Origin of the sequence: Phycicoccus jejuensis (assembly GCF_000720925.1) — a bacterium.
Taxonomy (GTDB): Bacteria; Actinomycetota; Actinomycetes; order Actinomycetales; family Dermatophilaceae; genus Phycicoccus; species Phycicoccus jejuensis.
The window spans coordinates 122,418-138,417 of sequence record NZ_JOEE01000001.1; the positions used below are offsets into that span (position 1 = coordinate 122,418).

Consider the following 16,000-nt stretch of genomic DNA (forward strand, 5'->3'; position numbering starts at 1 on the left):
AGCAGCAGGCGACAGGGGCTCCGAGGGCCCGGACTCCGTGCGGCGGGCCGGCCCCGCCGGGGATGGCGACACGTGGTGGTCGCCGTCGTGGCGGCGACGGTGGCCGGCGGTGCCGTGCCGGCGCTGGCCGGCCCGGCGGCCGCGGCCACGACGGTGGGCGCCGGGTTCACCGTGACCAAGGGCGACCTCGCGTACATCCTCAAGCAGGTCAGGATCGCCGAGCGGCACAGCACGACGTTCACCGCCGCGGACCCGTGCGGCACGCTCGTCGCGCGGGCCGGCGACGGCATCCCCGACGGCGAGCAGGTGCCGGACATCCTCACGGCCTACGGTCTGCGGACGGTCGACGGCTCGTGCAACAACCTCAAGACCGCCGGCACCTTCCGCGTCGCCGCGGCGGACGAGCTCTTCCCGCGCCTGACGACCCCGGTCTTCCGGGACGCCGACCCCATCACTTCGAGCCTGCCGGTGGGCGCGCCCGGCCCGACGAGCTATGCGCAGAAGACCGGCAACGTCGTCGACGCGCAGCCGCGCGTCGTCAGCAACCTCGTCGCGGACCAGACCGTGACGAACCCGGCCGCCGTCGCCGCCGCGGGGCGGCCGGTGCGCTCGCAGAGCACCAGCCCGACGGCCGTGCCCTGCACCACCGACCCCGACGAGTCGACCGACCCGCCGGTCGTCGCGGACCCGCCCGGGTGCACGCCGAGCCACCAGACGCTCTTCATCCCGAACATCACGACCGACGTCGGCCTCTCGCCGCCCTACAACAGCCTGTTCACCTTCTTCGGGCAGTTCTTCGACCACGGCATCGACCAGACCGTCAAGGGCGGCGCCACCGTCTTCGTGCCGCTCAGGGCCGACGACCCACTCGTCACGGTCGGCCCGGACGGCCGCGCGGGGACCGGTGACGAGGTCCCGCCGTCGCGCCGGTTCATGGTCCTCACCCGGGCCCGCAACCAGAAGGGCGACGACGGCGTGCTCGGCACCGCCGACGACGTCCAGGAGGCCGCGAACACCGACACCCCGTGGATCGACCAGAGCCAGACCTACACCTCGCACGCCTCGCACCAGGTCTTCCTGCGCGAGTACCGCGCGGCCACCGGCCCGGTCGGCCCGACCAGCCCCGCGGCCGTCGCCACCGGCCGTCTGCTCGACGGCCTCCCCGCCGGTCAGACCTACACGGGCTCACCGGACATGACCGGCGGCGAGTCGAGCTGGGCCGCGGTCAAGCGCCAGGCCCGCGAGCTGCTCGGCCTCGAGCTGTCCGACCGGGACGTGCTGGACGTGCCGATGCTCGCCGTCGACCCCTACGGCAACTTCCTCCCGGGCCCGGCCCGCGGCCTGCCGCAGTACGTGACCGCGAGCGGGCTCGTCGAGGGCGACACCACGAACCCGGTGCCGGTCCCCACCGACGTCGCGCACTTCGACACCCCGTTCCTCACCGACATCGCGCACGCCGCCGACCCGTCGCAGGTCGACACCGACCACGACGGCGCGCCGGACTCCTGGCCGACGCCCGACCCCGACGACGTCGTCACCGCCGGGCCGACCGCGCCGGGCACCTACGACGACGAGCTCCTCGCGTCGCACGCCGCCTGCGGCGACGGCCGCTGCAACGAGAACATCGCGCTCACTGCGGTGCACCAGGTCTTCCACTCCGAGCACAACCGGCTCGTCGACGCCATCCGCGCCACCCTCGAGGGCGACACGACCGCCGCCGGGCGCGCCGCGCTCGCCCAGTGGCAGGCGGTCGGTGTCGCCGGTGAGAACGGCACGGGGTCGTGGACCTACGGCCAGCGGCTCTTCCAGGCCGCCCGCTTCGTCGACGAGATGGAGTACCAGCACCTCGTCTTCGAGGAGTTCGGCCGCAAGGTGCAGCCGGCCATCCGTCCGTTCCACGTGTACTCACCGGACGTGAACCCCGCCATCAGCGCCGAGTTCGCGCACGCGGTCTACCGGTTCGGCCACTCGATGCTCGACGAGACCGTCTCGCGCCACGTCGTGGCCGCCGACGGCTCGATGACGGACACCTCGCTGCCCCTGCTCGACGCCTTCCTCTCGCCGCCGACGCTCTACGACGGCGGTCCGGTGGGCACGCTGACCGCGAAGCAGGGCGCGGGCGCGGTCTTCATGGGCTCGTCGGACCAGACCGGCAACGAGATCGACGAGTTCGTCACCGAGACCCTGCGCAACAACCTCCTGGGTCTCCCGCTCGACCTCGCGACGCTCAACATCACGCGGGCCCGCGACGCCGGCGTCCCCCCGCTCAACGACGTCCGACGGCAGATCTTCGACCGGACGCACGACGCCGCGCTGACGCCCTACGAGAGCTGGAGCGACCTCGGCCAGCACCTCAAGCACCCCGAGTCGCTCGTCAACTTCGTCGCGGCCTACGGCACGCACCCGACGATCCTGGCCGCCACCACGACGGCGGCCCGACGTGACGCCGCCCGGGCGCTCGTCGACCCGACACCGACCGACGTGGTCCCGGCCGACGCCGCGGACTTCATGTTCGGCACGGGTGACTGGGCCAGCACGTCCGCCGGCGTGACGACCACCGGGCTCGATGACGTCGACCTGTGGATCGGCGGGCTCGCCGAGCTGACGAACCTCAACGGCGGCATGCTGGGCAGCACGTTCAACTACGTCTTCCAGAACCAGATGGAGGACCTCCAGGACCACGACCGGCTCTACTACCTGGCCCGGACCCCCGGCATGAACCTGCGCACGCAGCTCGAGGGGAACTCCTTCTCCGAGATCATCATGCGCAACACCGACGGGACGCGGACGCTCAAGGCCGACGCCTTCGCCCGGGCTGACTGCAAGTTCGAGCTCGCGAACCTCGCGGGCACCCCGGCGGGCTACGCGGCGGGCGGTTCCACCGTGGCCGACGACCCGGCCTCGGAGTGCAACGAGACCAAGCTGCTGCTGCGGCGGCCCGACGGCACCATCCAGTACCGCTCGGTCAACACCGTCGACCCGCCCGGCATCAACGGCCAGGCCGTCTACGACGGGACCTCCGGCGCCGACCGCGTCGCGGGTGGCGTGGACAACGACACCTTCTGGGGTGGCGACGGGCCGGACGTCATCGAGGGTGGTGGTGGTGACGACGTGGCCCTCGGCGGCAACGGCAACGACATCATCACCGACACCGACGGCGCCGACGTGCCCAAGGGCGGTCCGGGCAACGACGCGATCGACGCCGGCCCCGGGGACGACATCGTCCACGGCAACGACGGCGACGACCTGCTCAACGGCGGGGCGAACGACAACGAGATCTTCGCCGGTCCCGGCAACGACCTCGTGATCGCCGGCCAGGGCGCCGACGCCGTCTTCGGTGGCGGTGGCGACGACTGGATCCAGGGCGGCACGGGGCAGGACCTGCTCCAGGGCGACCACGGCGCGCCGTTCTTCGACGACCCGGCCGAGACGGCCCCCGGCAACGACGTCTTCGTCGGCCAGGTCGGCGAGAACGACTACGACGCCGAGGGCGGCGACGACATCATGTCGCAGAACGCGGCGGTCGACCGCAACGCCGGCTCCGGTGGCTTCGACTGGGCCATCCACCAGTACGACACCGTCGCTGCCGACGACGACCTGATGATCAACAACAACCTCGGCGGCCTGCCGATCCAGGTGATCACCAACCGCGACCGGTGGCAGGAGACCGAGGCGGTCTCCGGCGGACCGCTCAACGACAAGATCAAGGGGACGACCAACGTCCTCGCGTTCCCGCGGCTCGTCGGCGGTGGCGGCTTCACCGGCTGCGACGCCATCGACCGGGACGGCCTCGCGCGCATCGACGGCCTGGCCGACGTCCTCCCGCCGGTGTCGTCGTGGGTCGGCACCGCCGAGGAGACGGCCGCGCTGTCGGCGAGCGGCAGCTGCCCGCTCACCGGCCCCGTCTGGGGCGAGGGCGACATCCTCCTCGGCGGGGGTGGCAACGACACCTTCACGGGCCGCGCCGGCGACGACGTCATCGACGGCGACAAGGAGCTGCGGGTGGCCCTCAGCGTCCGGACCGACCCGGCCGACCCCTCGACCGAGCTCGGGACGACCGACCTCATCGAGGGCGTGGCGAAGACCGGCACCTTCGGGCCCGGCACGAGCGGGATGACGCTGCAGTCGGCGATCTTCAAGGGGCTCGTCGACCCCGGCAAGGTCGTGGCGGTCCGTCGCATCACGACGCCGGTCACCCCGGCCCCCGACTGCGGGACGACCGCGCCCCGCAACTGCGACGTCGCGACGTTCCTCGGGACCCGCGGGACCTACGTCATCACGACGAACGCGGACGGCACGATCAGCGTCCAGGACACGACGAGCACGCCCCCGGCCGTCGGTGGCGCGACCCGCGGTGACGGCAAGGACCGGCTGCGGAACATCGAGGCGCTGCAGTTCAGCGACCAGCGGATCCTCGTCCGGACCCCCGCGGCGCCGGCGAGCGTCACGGCGGTCGCCGGGACCAACCGCAACGCGACGGTGTCGTGGACGGCGGCGCCGGCCAACGGCAGCCCGACGTTCACGAGCTACACGCTCGTCGTGAAGTCGGGCGGCGTGGAGGTCAGCCGGGTCACCGGCATCGGCACCGGCATCCGGGCGCGCTCGGTCACCGGGCTCACCGCCGGGCAGTCCTACACCTTCACCGTTCAGGCCGTGAACCTCTTCGGGGCCGGGCCCGCGACGGAGTCGACCGCCGTGACGGCCGTCGGGCCGCCGCTGCCTCCGACGGCCCTCGTGGCCGCGCGGGCCGACGGGTCGGCCCTGCTCACCTGGACGCCCCCGAGCGACACCGGCGGGCAGCCGATCACGGGCTACCAGCTGCAGGTCCGCACCGGGACGACCGTCGTCGAGACCCGCACCCTGACGGGCGCGCCGACGAGCACGACGGTCACCGGGCTGACCAACGGGACGGCGTACACGTTCCGGCTCGCGGCGGTCAACGCCCTCGGGGCCAGCGCCTTCTCGACCGCCTCGAACGCCGTCACCCCCGCCGGGGTGCCCGGGGCCGCGGTCATGCTCGCCCCGACCCAGGGTGCGGCCGGTGGTGCCCTGACGGCGAGCGCGAACTGGTCTCCGCCCGCGAGCACCGGCGGCTCGGCCATCACGGGCTACCGGGTGACGGCGCTGCGGATGGACGCCGACGGCGTCACGCCGGTCGGCTCGCCGACCGTCGCCGTCGTCGGGGCGAACGCCCGCACCCGGTCGTTCACCCTGCCGGCGGGCTCGTACCGCTTCGAGGTCGTCGCCTTCAACAGCGTCGGCGACGGGCCCGTGTCCGCTCGGTCGGCGGCGGTGTCACCCCGCTGAGCCCCCGACCCCCCCGCCGGCGACCGGATGCTCCTCGGTCGCCGGCGGGGCCTTGCGCTCGCCCGGTCCCTACGCTGGGCGCATGAGCGCCGCCGACCACCCCCTCGCGTCCGCGAAGTACGTCTCGCTGACGACCTTCCGCCGCGACGGGCGCGCGGTGTCGACCCCGGTGTGGGTCGCGCCCGCCGTCGACGGCACCGACCGGCTCGCCGTCATCACCGTCGACGCGACCGGCAAGACCAAGCGCCTCGGCCACACCCGTCGGGTCGAGCTGCGGCCGTGCTCGGTGCGCGGCGCCGTCGAGGACGGGGCGCCGACCTACCGCGGCGAGGGCGTCGTCGTCCGCTCGCCCGAGGAGGTCGCGCAGGTCCGGGCCGCGGTCGTCGCGAAGTACGGCCTGCCGGCGCGGATGTCCGACCTCGTCGAGAAGGTCACCGGGCTCGTCGGCGTCCGCCGCAACCCGCGGGCCGGCATCCTCCTCGAGGTCGAGCGAACCCCGGTCGCCTGACCTCCCCCGCGGGGGCGCGGCGTGTTCAGGAATCGTCGAATGTGTCGGTTCGTGCACGGTGGGTGACCCGACCCCGGGCCGGGGGTGTGCAGGAATCGTCGAATGTGTCGGTTGTTGCCCGGCCCCGGACGCACGAACGCCGCCCGGCGGTGCCGGACGGCGTTGCGTGGTGCGCCTCGCGGCGCGGAGGTGACGAACGTCAGCCGATGACGGTGATGTTCGACGCCTGCGGGCCCTTCTGGCCCTGCGTGGTCTCGTACTCGACCTTGGCGTTCTCGTCGAGCGAGCGGTAGCCGCTGGAGTTGATGGCCGAGTAGTGGGCGAAGACGTCGGCGGAGCCGTCGTCGGGGGCGATGAAGCCGAAGCCCTTCTCGGCGTTGAACCACTTCACGGTGCCAGTAGCCATGGGATGGCCTTTCTCTCTGAGCGAGGACCCCACGACTGCCGTGGGGCCCGGCGTTGGTGATGCCTGGTGCGTACCTCTGCTCAGAAAGCTGCTCGGTCCCGTGAGGACCGGTTCTGCCACTACTTCACAAACGGAAAGCTCAACAACGAGACCAGCGTAGCCCCAACCGGCCTGGATCTCGCAGCCCGCGCCCGTCGGTGCCGTTTCGGACCGGGGCGCGACCAGCCCGCACGTGCGGGGTTGTCGCTGTCGGGTCGTGGTCCGGGGCGCGGAAAGCCCGCACGTGCGGGGTTGTCGCTGTCGGCTTCCGGTCCGGGGCGCGGAAAGCCCGCACGTGCGGGGTCGTCGCTGTCGGGTCGTGGTCCGGAGCGCGGAAAGCCCGCACGTGCGGGGTTGTCGCTGTCGGGTCGTGGTCCGGCGCGCGGAAAGCCCGCACGTGCGGGGTTGTCGCTGTCGGGTCGTGGTCCGGCGCGCGGAAAGCCCGCACGTGCGGGGTTGTCGCTGTCGGGGCGTACGACCACGTCCGCGTCGCGTGGTCGACCTCGTCGACGGTGAAGACGGCGACGACCCCGCCCACGCCGCGGACCCGGCCGTGCGTCCCCGGTTCGATGACGGCGAGCGGGTAGTCGACCTCGCGGATCTGCGGCGACCACACCGACCAGCGGCGCGGCTCGGTGTAGCGGGCCCACGCGTGCTCGGGCGCGAGCGGGCCGGTGGCCGAGAGCCGGAGCGAGCCGTCGAGCAGGGACATGCCGCCATCGTCCCAGACGACGTCGTGTCCGGGTCGCGCGCGAGCGTTCCCCCACGGCGGCAGGCCGGTTAGCGTGGGTGGATGAGCCTGTTCCGCACGGACCGACCGGCCCGCCCCGACCGCTCGGTGGCCGGGGCCGTCCGCGAGCGGGTCCCGGTGCGCTACCTGCCGCAGACCACACCGGACCACCTCCGCGGCACCTGGCGCGAGGCCCGTCCGGCCCGGATCGACGCCTCGCTCGCCGCGGCGCTGCGGCGTCCGACGCACGGCTGGCTCGTCGCCGGCGCGTCGAGCGAGGTCGCGCGCGGCCGCTCGCTCGTGCGGACGGTCGCCGGCCGCGAGGTCGTCCTGTGGCGCGACACCGACGGCGGCCTCCTCGCCGGGCCAGGCGCCTGCCCGCACCTCGGGGCCCGGCTGCACGACTGCGACGTCGTCGACGGCGACGTTTTGTGCCGCTGGCACGGGATGCCGCTCGGCCGCGACACCTCGCCGCCCTGGAACACCTACGCCGCGCACGACGACGGCGTCCTCGTCTGGGTGCGCGTCGGCGCGGTCGAGGACGGCGTCGGGCCGAGCGAGCGCCCGGTGCTCGGTGAGCGTCCCGACCCCGCCGGGGCCGTCGCGTCCGTCGTCTCCCTCGTCGCCGACTGCGAGCCGCGCGACATCGTCGCCAACCGGCTCGACCCGTGGCACGGGGCGTGGCTGCACCCCTACGCCTTCAGCGACCTCACGGTCGACGACGACGCCTCGAGCGACGACGTCCTCGTCCTCGACGTCGCCTACCGGCTCGGGCGGACCTTCGCCGTGCCCGTGCGCGCCGAGTTCACCTGCCCCGACTCGCACACCGTCCTCATGACGATCACCGACGGCGAGGGCACCGGCAGCGTCGTCGAGACCCACGCGACGCCGCTCACCGCACCCGGCGAGCACCCGGCCCGCACGGTGATGACCGAGGCGGTCGTCGCCACGTCCGAGCGCGTCGGCTTCCGCGCCGCCCGCTCGCTCTCGCGGCTGGTGCAGGTCGGGATGCGCGCCTCCCAGCGCCAGCTGTGGGCCGACGACCTCGAGTACGCGGCCCGGCGCTACGCCCTGCGCCGGCGCGGCTGGTCCGGGTGAGGCCCGAGCTCGAGCCCGGGCACGTCGCGGTCGTCACCGGGGGCGCCCGCGGCATCGGGCTGGCGGTGGTCGAGGCGCTCGCGGCACGCGGGGTCGGCGTCCTCTGCGTCGACCACCCGGACGCCGACACGGCCGCGTTCGTCGCGTTCTGCGAGGCGGCCGGGGTCGCGCACGCGGTCGCCTCCCTCGACGTCCGAGACCGCGACGCCGTGCGGGCCGGCGTCGCCACGGCGGCCGACCTCGGGCCGGTGTCCTACGCGGTCAACTGCGCGGGGGTGGACGGCCTGCACCCGGCGTCGGGCATGACCGCCGACGAGTGGCGCCGGGTCGTCCAGGTCGACCTCGACGGCGTGATGTTCGCCTGCCAGGCCGAGCACGACCTCCTGGCCGGCCGCGGTGGCTCGATCGTCAACATCGCCTCGATGAGCGGGCACGTCGTCAACCGCGGCGTCACCCACGCGGCGTACTCGGCGGCCAAGGCCGGGGTCATCCACCTCGGGCGCTCGCTCGCGGTCGAGTGGGCGCCGCTCGGCATCCGGGTCAACTCGGTGAGCCCGGGCTACACGATGACCGCGATGACGGCCACGAACCCGCCGGAGGTCAACGCCGGCTTCGCCGCGCAGACGCCGATGGGACGCCTCGCCGAGGTCGAGGAGGTCGCCGAGCCCGTCGTCTTCCTCCTCGGACGCCGGGCCTCGTTCGTCACCGGCACCGACCTCCTCGTCGACGGCGGCTTCACCGCCTGGTGAGGGACGCCGCGGCCCGCAGGCCGCGCCGGGCGAGCCCGGGCACGGGCCCGAGCCGCGAGCCCAGCGGCACCGACCACACGCCGTGACCCGGCAGGCCCCAGCCGGTGAGGAGGGTGTCGGCGGCCTGCCAGCCCGTCGTCGCCGCCCGCTCCATGAGGGCCACGGGCAGGTCGCAGCGCACCGAGTCGCCGGCGAGGACGAGCCGCGGGTCGGGGGTCGTGACGCCCGGGCGCGACGCCCACGGCTCGAGGCCGACGAGCACGCAGTCGCCGCGGACCAGCCACTCCTCGTGGACGACACCGAGCCGGGCCGTCTCGGGCCACACCTCGTGGAGGGCCGTGCGCAGGGCGGACCGGACCTCGTCGTCGCCGACCTCGTCGGGCAGGGCGTAGGCGTGCAGCTCGACGACCGACCCGCCGTGCTCGCGGCTCCACGCCGCCGCGTGGTCCTCGAAGCGCTCGAGCACCGAGACGTTGTCGAGCGGCCCGTACCCGCTCGTCCCGAGGAACGGCGGGCGCTCGGGGTCGACGAGCCCGTCGAGCCAGAGGCGCCAGACGGCGAAGCGGGGGGCCGAGCGGACGGCGCCGACGCGCGCGCGCCACCCGTCATCGCCGAGCCCCGGCGAGGCCGCGACGACCTCGCGCAGCCCGACCGGGTCGAGGGCGAGGACGACGGCGTCGGCCTCGAGGACCTCGTCGGAGGCGCCGGCGTCGGCCCCGCGGTGGTGCACCGCCAGGCGGCCGTCGTCGCCCGCGCGCACGCCCGTCACCGCGCGACCGACGCGGACCTGCACGCCGAGGTCGTGCAGGTGGGCACCGAGCGGCCCCCAGAGCGTGCTGTCGTAGTCGTCGCGCGGCACGTCGAAGAGCAGGCCCTCGGACGAGCCGACGAAGTACAGGTGGAACATCGCGAGGAGCTCCGCGCCGGAGAACACCCGGGGGTCGGCGAAGAAGCTGCGCGCGAAGACCTCCAGGGCCAGATGGCGTGCGGCGGTGGGGAACCGGAGGCGGTCGAGCACCTCGGACGCGCTGACGCCATCGAGGTCGGTGAAGGACCCGGGGAAGCTGAGGTCGAGGAGGCCGAGCGCCTGCTCGACGTCGACGCCGCGCAGGCCGGCGAGGTCGAAGCTGGGGGAGCGGGCGACGAAGGCCGCGAGGTTGGCCGGGGGCGTGCGCGGGATCCCGGCGAACGAGTCGGCGCCGCCGTCCTTGCGGACGAGCGGGTAGTCGGCCAGGGGCCGCAGCCCGGACAGCGTCGGGTCCGTGCGGCGCAGCACCGCCCGCAGGTTGTAGTACTGCCGGAAGAAGGCGTGGAAGCCCCGGCTCATGACCGACCCGGAGCCGTCGGGGAGCGTCACCGGCCACGCCGAGACGCGACCCCCGAGCCGCTCGTCGCGCTCGAGCAGCGTGACGCGGACGCCGCGCTCGGCCAGCCCGAGCGCCGCCGTCAGCCCGCCGATGCCGCCGCCGACGACGACGACGTGCCGGTCCGCCGGCGCCCGGCCGTCACCGGCCGAGGGCTGCGGCGGGGCGTGGAAGACCGCCCGGCGGTCGAGCCCCGGCCGCCAGGACCGGCTGCGGCGCAAGGCAGCCGGCCGCAGCGACGTCGGACGGCGGGGGCTCACGCGGCGCGCCGGCCCACGACCGTGTGGACGAGACCGTCCTGCCAGCCGGGGTAGGAGCGGTGGCGCACGTCGGTCATCCCGGCCTCCTGGAGCCGGCCGCACATCCGGTCGACGGAGTCGAAGTCGCGCACGCTCTCGTAGAGGTAGCGGTGCAGCGGCACGTCGGAGCGCTTGACCGCGGCGAGCGGGATGATGATGCCGTGGCACACCGCGGCCCAGATGGCCTGCGCGCGACGGCTGCCCGCGACGGAGTAGTCGTGCAGGACGAACCCGCCGCCCGGCCGGAGGACCCGTGCGACCTCGGCGACGAGCGCCTGCCGGTCGGGGACGTTGCGCAGCAGGTAGGCCCCGAGGACGCCGTCGACGGAGGCGTCCGGCAGCCCGCGCAGGTAGGTCACGGCGTCCGACACGACGAGCTCGACCCCGTCCGGCCACTGCTTCTGCCGCGCCTGCTCGACCATCCCCTCGGAGGCGTCGACGCCGGTGACGTGCAGCGGCCCGCGGCCGCCGTCGCGCCACGCGTCGAGGAGCGCGCGGGTCGAGGCGCCCGAGCCGCAGCCGAGGTCGAGGACCACGGGGGCGACACCGGTTCGCCGGGGCAGCCGCTCGACGAGCGCGTCGGCGGCCGTCCGCAGCTGGTCGTGGTACCCCGGCGACAGGGCGACCATCGCGTCGTAGGTCGGTGCGGCACGGTCGAACGCGTCGGCGAGCACCCAGTCACGCGGGCTCATCGGTCCACCTCCTCGCGGGACCGGCCGAGCCGGACCCACAGCAGAATCGTCAGGGTCACCATGCTGAACCCGAAGAGGTAGTCCTCGACGGGGACGTCCCAGGGGATGCGCAGGCCGGTGGTCTGCGACTCGTCGTAGATGACGATCGGCGCCGACAGCTTGGTCAGCCAGCCGTCGACGAGCACCTGGAAGAAGAAGACGATGGCCATGGCCAGCCAGTACTTCGCGGTGCGGAACACCCCGGTGCGCAGCCAGAACCGCTCGACGAGGACGGTCAGCACGACCGACACCACCGCGAGCGCCGTGTACTCAGGCATCCCGACGCCGCTCGCGCAGGACCGAGAGGACGGTCCCGACCGCCTCGTAGGTCAGCAGCCCGCAGATCGGGATGACGACGAAGAAGACGAGCTCCTCGAGCGGCACGTCGAGCGGCAGGATGACGCCGGTCGTGTAGAGCTCGCTGTAGGTCCAGTGGCCGCGCCGGATGCCGAGGACGTCCCAGGCGACGTAGAGCACGACGACCGGCAGGAGCGCGGCGAGCAGCCGCAGGGGGCGCCGGTAGACGCGGGCGCGCAGCACGAGCTCGAGCGGCAGCGTGATGAGGAGGCACCCGGCCATGAGCAGCAGGTACTGGTACCGGTCGTCCACGGTCACCCGGCCCCGACGGTGTCACCGGCACGTGCGGCCGCGGGAAGCTGCTCGCGCGGCGCGGTGGGCCACTGCAGCGGGTCGGGGCCGAGCGCGGCGAGCAGGGGCACCTGCTCGGCGCACCAGCTGGACACCTCGCGGGTGCCGGCCAGCACCTCGCGCGAGAACCGCTGCCACGCAACCCAGTCGACCCGGCCGACCTCGACCGGGTCGGGGCTGGTGGCGGGGGAAGCGGCGTGGGCGACGAGCACCGGGCAGAGCTCGTTCTCGGCGAGCGTGCGCGCCCGGGCGCGGTAGCGGAAGGCCGGGAGCACGAGGCGGACCTCGGCCAGCTCGACGCCGAGCTCGTCGCGCGCCCGGCGGCGCACGGCGTCCTCGAGCGGCTCGCCCGGCCGGGGGTGGCCGCAGACGGAGTTGGTCTCGACGCCGGGGAAGCTCGGCTTGTCGTCGGCGCGGTGGGTGACGAGCAGGCGTCCGTCGTCGTCGACGACGTAGCAGGAGAAGCCGAGGTGCAGCGGGGTCGCGTCGTGGTGGACCTCGGCCTTGCGGGCGGTCCCGAGGGGGCGGCCGTCGTCGGCGACGAGCACGACGTCGTCGTCGACCCACGCCGGATCGGCGGTGCGGCGGGTCGAGCGCTCGCGGGCGACGAGCCGGCGCGGGTCGCGCGCCGTGACCATCCGGGCAGCGAGGCCGGCCTTGACCGGGGTGGGCACGCGGACGCGCCCGGAGAACACGTCGTGGTCGGCATCCTCGATGCGCTCGAGGATGCGGGCGTAGAGGACCCGGGCGGTCGCGACGCAGCGTCGCGAGGCCGGCGGGAGGGCGGACAGGCCCGCGTCGGCCTCGCGGTAGAGGCGGCGGTTGCGCTCGATCTCGAAGGCCATGAGCGCGCGCCACTCCGGCGTCACGGTGCGCGTCCACGGGTCGGCGCCGAAGTGCCGCAGGTCCTCCTGGGGCACGTAGACGCGGCCGCGGTCGAGGTCCTCGCCGACGTCGCGCAGGAAGTTCGTCAGCTGGAAGGCCAGCCCGAGCGCCCGGGCCGGGGTGCGCGCCTCGCTCGTCGGGTGCAGGACGGGCAGCATCATCTCGCCGATGACCGCGGCGCTGCCGTCCATGTAGCCGAGCAGGTCCTCCCACGTCTCGTAGGTGCGCTGGGTGAGGTCGGCGCGCATCGCCCCGAAGAACCGGTCGAAGCACTCGTCGGGGATGCGGCGCTCGCGGACCGTGGTGGCGACGGCGGCGAGCACCGGGTCCTCGGAGGTACCGGTGGCCACGGCCTCGTGGAAGCGGGCCTCGAAGGCGTCGAGCTCGGACGCGGTCGCGGGGCCCGGCTCGGGCCCGGCGAGGTCGACGATGTCGTCGGCGAGGCGGGCGAGGGTGTAGACCGCGAACACGTGCCGCCGCTCGGCCCGCGGGAGCAGCCGCGCGCCCCAGTAGTACGTCGTGCCGTGCTCGCGCGTCATGGCCGCGCACCGGGCGTAGCCCTCCTCGAGGTGGGCAGCGGGGGGTCCGCTCATGCAGGCAAGCCTGCCGCACGGGGACGGGGGGTGGGAACGGCGCCCCCGGCGTACTGCTGCACCCGCTCGGCCGCGAGCTTGCCGCTGACGAGCACCATCGGGATGCCCACGCCGGGCGTCGTGCCCGAGCCGGCGAACACCAGGCCCGGCACGCGCCGGTCGACGTTGGCCGGCCGGAACGGGCCGGACTGGAGGAACGTGTGCGCCAGGGCGAACGGGGTGCCGAGGTGCATCCCCTGGGCCAGCCAGTCCTCGGGCGTGACGAGCCGGTCGACGACGACGTCGGTCGGGTAGCCGTTGGCGTCGAGGAACGCGAGCAGGCGCTCCTTCATCGGCCCGCTCTCACGGCTCCAGTCGATGCCGGAGCCGGTGTGCGGCACCGGCTCGAGGACGTACAGGGTCGAGTGGCCGTCGGGGGCCACCGACGGCTCGCTGAGCGACGGCACGGTGACCAGGCGCGACGGGTCGGGCATCAGCTCGCCACGGTCGATGAGCGCCTCGAAGGCGGTGTCCCACGCGTCGCCGAAGTGGATGTTGTGGTGGTGCACGCCCGGGGCGGGGGTGCCCTTGACGCCGAGGTGCCAGACGACGGCCGACGGCGAGTAGTCGCCGCGCCGGACGACGCGCGGCGGGGTGACCTCCGGCAGCAGGCGGGCGTAGGCGACCGGCAGGTCGACGGTGCAGACGACCGCATCGGCCGAGAGTCGGGTGCCGTCGGCGGTCGCGACCCCGGCCACGGCCCCGTCGCCGCGCCGCAGCACCGAGGTCACCTCCACGCCCAGGTGGATCGGCACGCCGGCGTCCTCGAGCGCCCGGCCCATCCCGGCCGGGACGGCGTGCATGCCGCCCTCGGGGTGGAAGACGCCGCGGACGCTGTCCATGTACGTGATGACCGCGAAGACCGCACGGGCCTGAGCCGGGGCCACGCCCGCGTAGAGGGACTGGAAGCCGAAGATGCGGTGCAGCCGCTCGTCCTCGAAGAAGGAGCCGACGCGGGGCCCGAGCGCCCGCAGGCCGCCGAGCCCGAGGAGCCGGGCGGCCGTGACCGGGTTGCGGACGAGGTCGAGGACGGAGTCGAGGTTGCGGTCGATGAAGGTGTCGAACTCGACGTCGTAGAGCTCCTCGAGCCACGTGAGGAAGCGGTCGAACCCGGCGGCGTCACGCTCGCCCGACAGGCGTCGCACCTCCTCGCGCAGGTCGGTCATGTCGGCCCGGACGTGCAGCTCGGAGCCGTCGGCGTAGACGGCCCGGTAGGCGGGGTCGAGCCGGCGCATCGGGACGAGCGCCTCCGGGTCGCCGCCGACCGCGCGGATCGGGGCGTGCAGCAGCTCGGGCATCGTCATGACGACCGGCCCGGGGTCGAAGCGGAAGTCGCCCATCCGCAGCAGGCCGGCGCGGCCGCCGACGACCTCGTCGCGCTCGAGGACGGTGACGTCGTGCCCGGCGGCGGTCAGGTGGCAGGCGGCGGCCAGGCCGGAGAGGCCGGCGCCGACGACGAGGACCCTCATGCCGACCTCCAGCCGATGGCGTGGGCCAGCTCGCGCAGGGCCGCCCGCGTCTCGTCGTCGGTGTCGATGCGCTCGACGGCCTCGTGCGAGCGCTCGACGAGGTCGGCGATCGCGGCCTCGGCGCGCTCACGGACGCCGCACGAGCGCATCGCCTTGCGCAGCGCGAGCACGCCGTCGGCGTCGAGGGTGCCGGCGTCGCAGGCCTCGAGGAGGTGGTGATGGCGCTCGGGCAGCATCTCGGCGGCCCAGACGAGGAGGACGGTCGGCTTGCCGCAGCGCAGGTCGTCGCCGGCGGGCTTGCCGGTGAGCCCCGGGTCGCCCCAGACCCCCAGCAGGTCGTCGCGCAGCGCGAAGGCGTCGCCGACGAGGTCTCCCCAGACGACGAGGCTCGCGACGACCTCGGGCGCGGCCCCGGCGACGAGCGCGCCGAGCTCGAGGGGGCGGGTGATCGTGTAGCGGCCGCTCTTGAGGCGCCCGATCCGCCGCGACACCGCGAGGTCGCGCCCGCGGCCGGCCGTGTGCGTGACGTCGAGCAGCTGCCCCTCGACGAGCTCGGTCGCCATGACCCGCCAGGCGCGCGCCACCCGGCGCGTCCCGGCGGACGCGAGGAGCGTCGCCTCGGACAGGGCGAGGTCGGCGACGAGCACCGCGACGCTGTCACCGAAGAGCTGGGCGTCGCCGAGGCCCTCCTCCGCGACGTGCCGCTCGGTGGCCACGACGTGGAGGGCCGGGCGCCCGCGGCGCTCGTCGCTGCGGTCCATCACGTCGTCCTGGACGAGCGCGAAGAGCTGGAGCAGCTCGAGGGCGGCCGCGACCCGGACGAGCTCCTCGCGGGTGTCCGACCGGCCACCGGCGACGGCCCAGCCCCAGCCGGTGAGGAGCGGGCGCAGGCGCTTGCCGGGATGGCGCAGCCGCTGGGCCAGCTCGTCGACGAGGTCGACGGCCAGCGAGCCGACGCTGGTGTCGACGAGCTCGCCCCCGACCTCGTGGAGGATGCTGCCGAGCTCCTCGAGGACCTGCTCCAAGGTGTCGTCGACGTCGGCCAGCAGCAGCTCGGTCTCGGGGTCGCGGCGCAGCACGTCCAACGTTCCGGTGGTGGTCGGGTGGGTGGTCATCGTGAGGTGGTCCGCCCCTC

The 16,000-nt window shown here is 74.4% G+C and carries 13 protein-coding genes; 4 read left to right on the forward strand and 9 right to left on the reverse strand.

Annotation, left to right across the window (positions count from 1 at the left end; all coding sequences use genetic code 11):
• The first annotated feature begins 72 nt into the window (after window positions 1-72).
• Window positions 73-5,307, forward strand: coding sequence for a peroxidase family protein (locus tag IG69_RS0100555; protein ID WP_051749961.1), 5,235 nt, complete (start codon window positions 73-75; stop codon window positions 5,305-5,307).
• Window positions 5,308-5,389: 82 nt separating this feature from the next.
• Entirely contained in the window at window positions 5,390-5,815 is a 426-nt protein-coding gene (locus IG69_RS0100560; RefSeq protein ID WP_030526242.1) for a PPOX class F420-dependent oxidoreductase, read from the forward strand.
• 199 nt (window positions 5,816-6,014) lie between these two features.
• On the opposite strand, the gene IG69_RS0100565 is transcribed toward IG69_RS0100560, so the two are convergent.
• Together IG69_RS0100565 and IG69_RS20700 are read right to left on the reverse strand one after the other, a co-directional pair.
• Window positions 6,015-6,221 carry a cold-shock protein gene (locus tag IG69_RS0100565; RefSeq protein WP_030526243.1) on the reverse strand — a complete coding sequence of 69 codons (207 nt, stop codon included), beginning with the start codon at window positions 6,219-6,221 and terminating at the stop codon, window positions 6,015-6,017.
• Window positions 6,222-6,360: 139 nt separating this feature from the next.
• Window positions 6,361-6,972: a superantigen-like protein SSL4 gene (locus tag IG69_RS20700; protein WP_051749962.1), complete on the reverse strand. Its 612-nt coding sequence runs from the start codon at window positions 6,970-6,972 to the stop codon at window positions 6,361-6,363.
• An 81-nt stretch (window positions 6,973-7,053) separates the two neighbouring features.
• Between IG69_RS20700 and IG69_RS0100575 the strand changes: the two genes are divergently transcribed.
• Together IG69_RS0100575 and IG69_RS0100580 are read left to right on the forward strand one after the other, a co-directional pair.
• On the forward strand, window positions 7,054-8,088 hold the full coding sequence (locus tag IG69_RS0100575) for a DUF5914 domain-containing protein (RefSeq protein ID WP_084696503.1): 1,035 nt from the start codon (window positions 7,054-7,056) through the stop codon (window positions 8,086-8,088).
• Window positions 8,085-8,837 (forward strand): SDR family oxidoreductase, encoded by a 753-nt coding sequence (locus IG69_RS0100580; protein WP_030526246.1) that lies wholly within the window; start codon window positions 8,085-8,087, stop codon window positions 8,835-8,837. The genes IG69_RS0100575 and IG69_RS0100580 overlap by 4 nt, the downstream gene beginning before the upstream one ends.
• Here the strand turns inward: IG69_RS0100580 and IG69_RS0100585 are convergent.
• Genes IG69_RS0100585 through IG69_RS0100620 form a run of 7 tightly spaced genes read right to left on the reverse strand, consistent with a single transcriptional unit; the run spans window position 8,824 to window position 15,980 of the window.
• The gene (locus tag IG69_RS0100585; RefSeq protein ID WP_169742025.1) at window positions 8,824-10,461 is read right to left on the reverse strand and encodes an FAD-dependent oxidoreductase; all 1,638 of its coding nucleotides are present in this window, start codon (window positions 10,459-10,461) and stop codon (window positions 8,824-8,826) included. The two genes, IG69_RS0100580 and IG69_RS0100585, sit on opposite strands and share 14 nt — an antisense overlap.
• Complete coding sequence (locus IG69_RS0100590; RefSeq protein WP_030526248.1) at window positions 10,458-11,192, reverse strand: class I SAM-dependent methyltransferase; 735 nt, start codon at window positions 11,190-11,192, stop codon at window positions 10,458-10,460. The genes IG69_RS0100585 and IG69_RS0100590 overlap by 4 nt, the downstream gene beginning before the upstream one ends.
• Window positions 11,189-11,509, reverse strand: a complete 321-nt coding sequence (locus IG69_RS0100595; protein WP_030526249.1) for a lycopene cyclase domain-containing protein — start codon at window positions 11,507-11,509, stop codon at window positions 11,189-11,191. The genes IG69_RS0100590 and IG69_RS0100595 overlap by 4 nt, the downstream gene beginning before the upstream one ends.
• Entirely contained in the window at window positions 11,502-11,846 is a 345-nt protein-coding gene (locus tag IG69_RS0100600; RefSeq protein ID WP_245616044.1) for a lycopene cyclase domain-containing protein, read from the reverse strand. The genes IG69_RS0100595 and IG69_RS0100600 overlap by 8 nt, the downstream gene beginning before the upstream one ends.
• Window positions 11,843-13,357 carry an isopentenyl-diphosphate Delta-isomerase gene (gene idi, locus IG69_RS22835; RefSeq protein ID WP_245616045.1) on the reverse strand — a complete coding sequence of 505 codons (1,515 nt, stop codon included), beginning with the start codon at window positions 13,355-13,357 and terminating at the stop codon, window positions 11,843-11,845. The genes IG69_RS0100600 and idi overlap by 4 nt, the downstream gene beginning before the upstream one ends.
• Window positions 13,354-14,865: a phytoene desaturase family protein gene (crtI, locus tag IG69_RS0100615; RefSeq protein ID WP_030526251.1), complete on the reverse strand. Its 1,512-nt coding sequence runs from the start codon at window positions 14,863-14,865 to the stop codon at window positions 13,354-13,356. The genes idi and crtI overlap by 4 nt, the downstream gene beginning before the upstream one ends.
• Window positions 14,862-15,980, reverse strand: a complete 1,119-nt coding sequence (locus IG69_RS0100620) for a polyprenyl synthetase family protein (protein ID WP_051749963.1) — start codon at window positions 15,978-15,980, stop codon at window positions 14,862-14,864. Before IG69_RS0100620 ends, crtI begins: the two co-directional genes overlap by 4 nt.
• Window positions 15,981-16,000 lie beyond the last annotated feature (20 nt).

Excerpts from the sequence above, each read along its gene's own strand:
- IG69_RS0100560 (WP_030526242.1), top strand. The coding sequence starts at position 5,390 with ATGAGCGCCGCCGACCACCCCCTCGCGTCCGCGAAGTACGTCTCGCTG.
- IG69_RS0100565 (WP_030526243.1), bottom strand. The coding sequence starts at position 6,221 with ATGGCTACTGGCACCGTGAAGTGGTTCAACGCCGAGAAGGGCTTCGGC.
- idi (WP_245616045.1), bottom strand. The coding sequence starts at position 13,357 with ATGAGCGGACCCCCCGCTGCCCACCTCGAGGAGGGCTACGCCCGGTGC.
- IG69_RS0100575 (WP_084696503.1), top strand. The coding sequence starts at position 7,054 with ATGAGCCTGTTCCGCACGGACCGACCGGCCCGCCCCGACCGCTCGGTG.
- IG69_RS20700 (WP_051749962.1), bottom strand. The coding sequence starts at position 6,972 with ATGTCCCTGCTCGACGGCTCGCTCCGGCTCTCGGCCACCGGCCCGCTC.
- crtI (WP_030526251.1), bottom strand. The coding sequence starts at position 14,865 with ATGAGGGTCCTCGTCGTCGGCGCCGGCCTCTCCGGCCTGGCCGCCGCC.
- IG69_RS0100590 (WP_030526248.1), bottom strand. The coding sequence starts at position 11,192 with ATGAGCCCGCGTGACTGGGTGCTCGCCGACGCGTTCGACCGTGCCGCA.
- IG69_RS0100595 (WP_030526249.1), bottom strand. The coding sequence starts at position 11,509 with ATGCCTGAGTACACGGCGCTCGCGGTGGTGTCGGTCGTGCTGACCGTC.
- IG69_RS0100620 (WP_051749963.1), bottom strand. The coding sequence starts at position 15,980 with ATGACCACCCACCCGACCACCACCGGAACGTTGGACGTGCTGCGCCGC.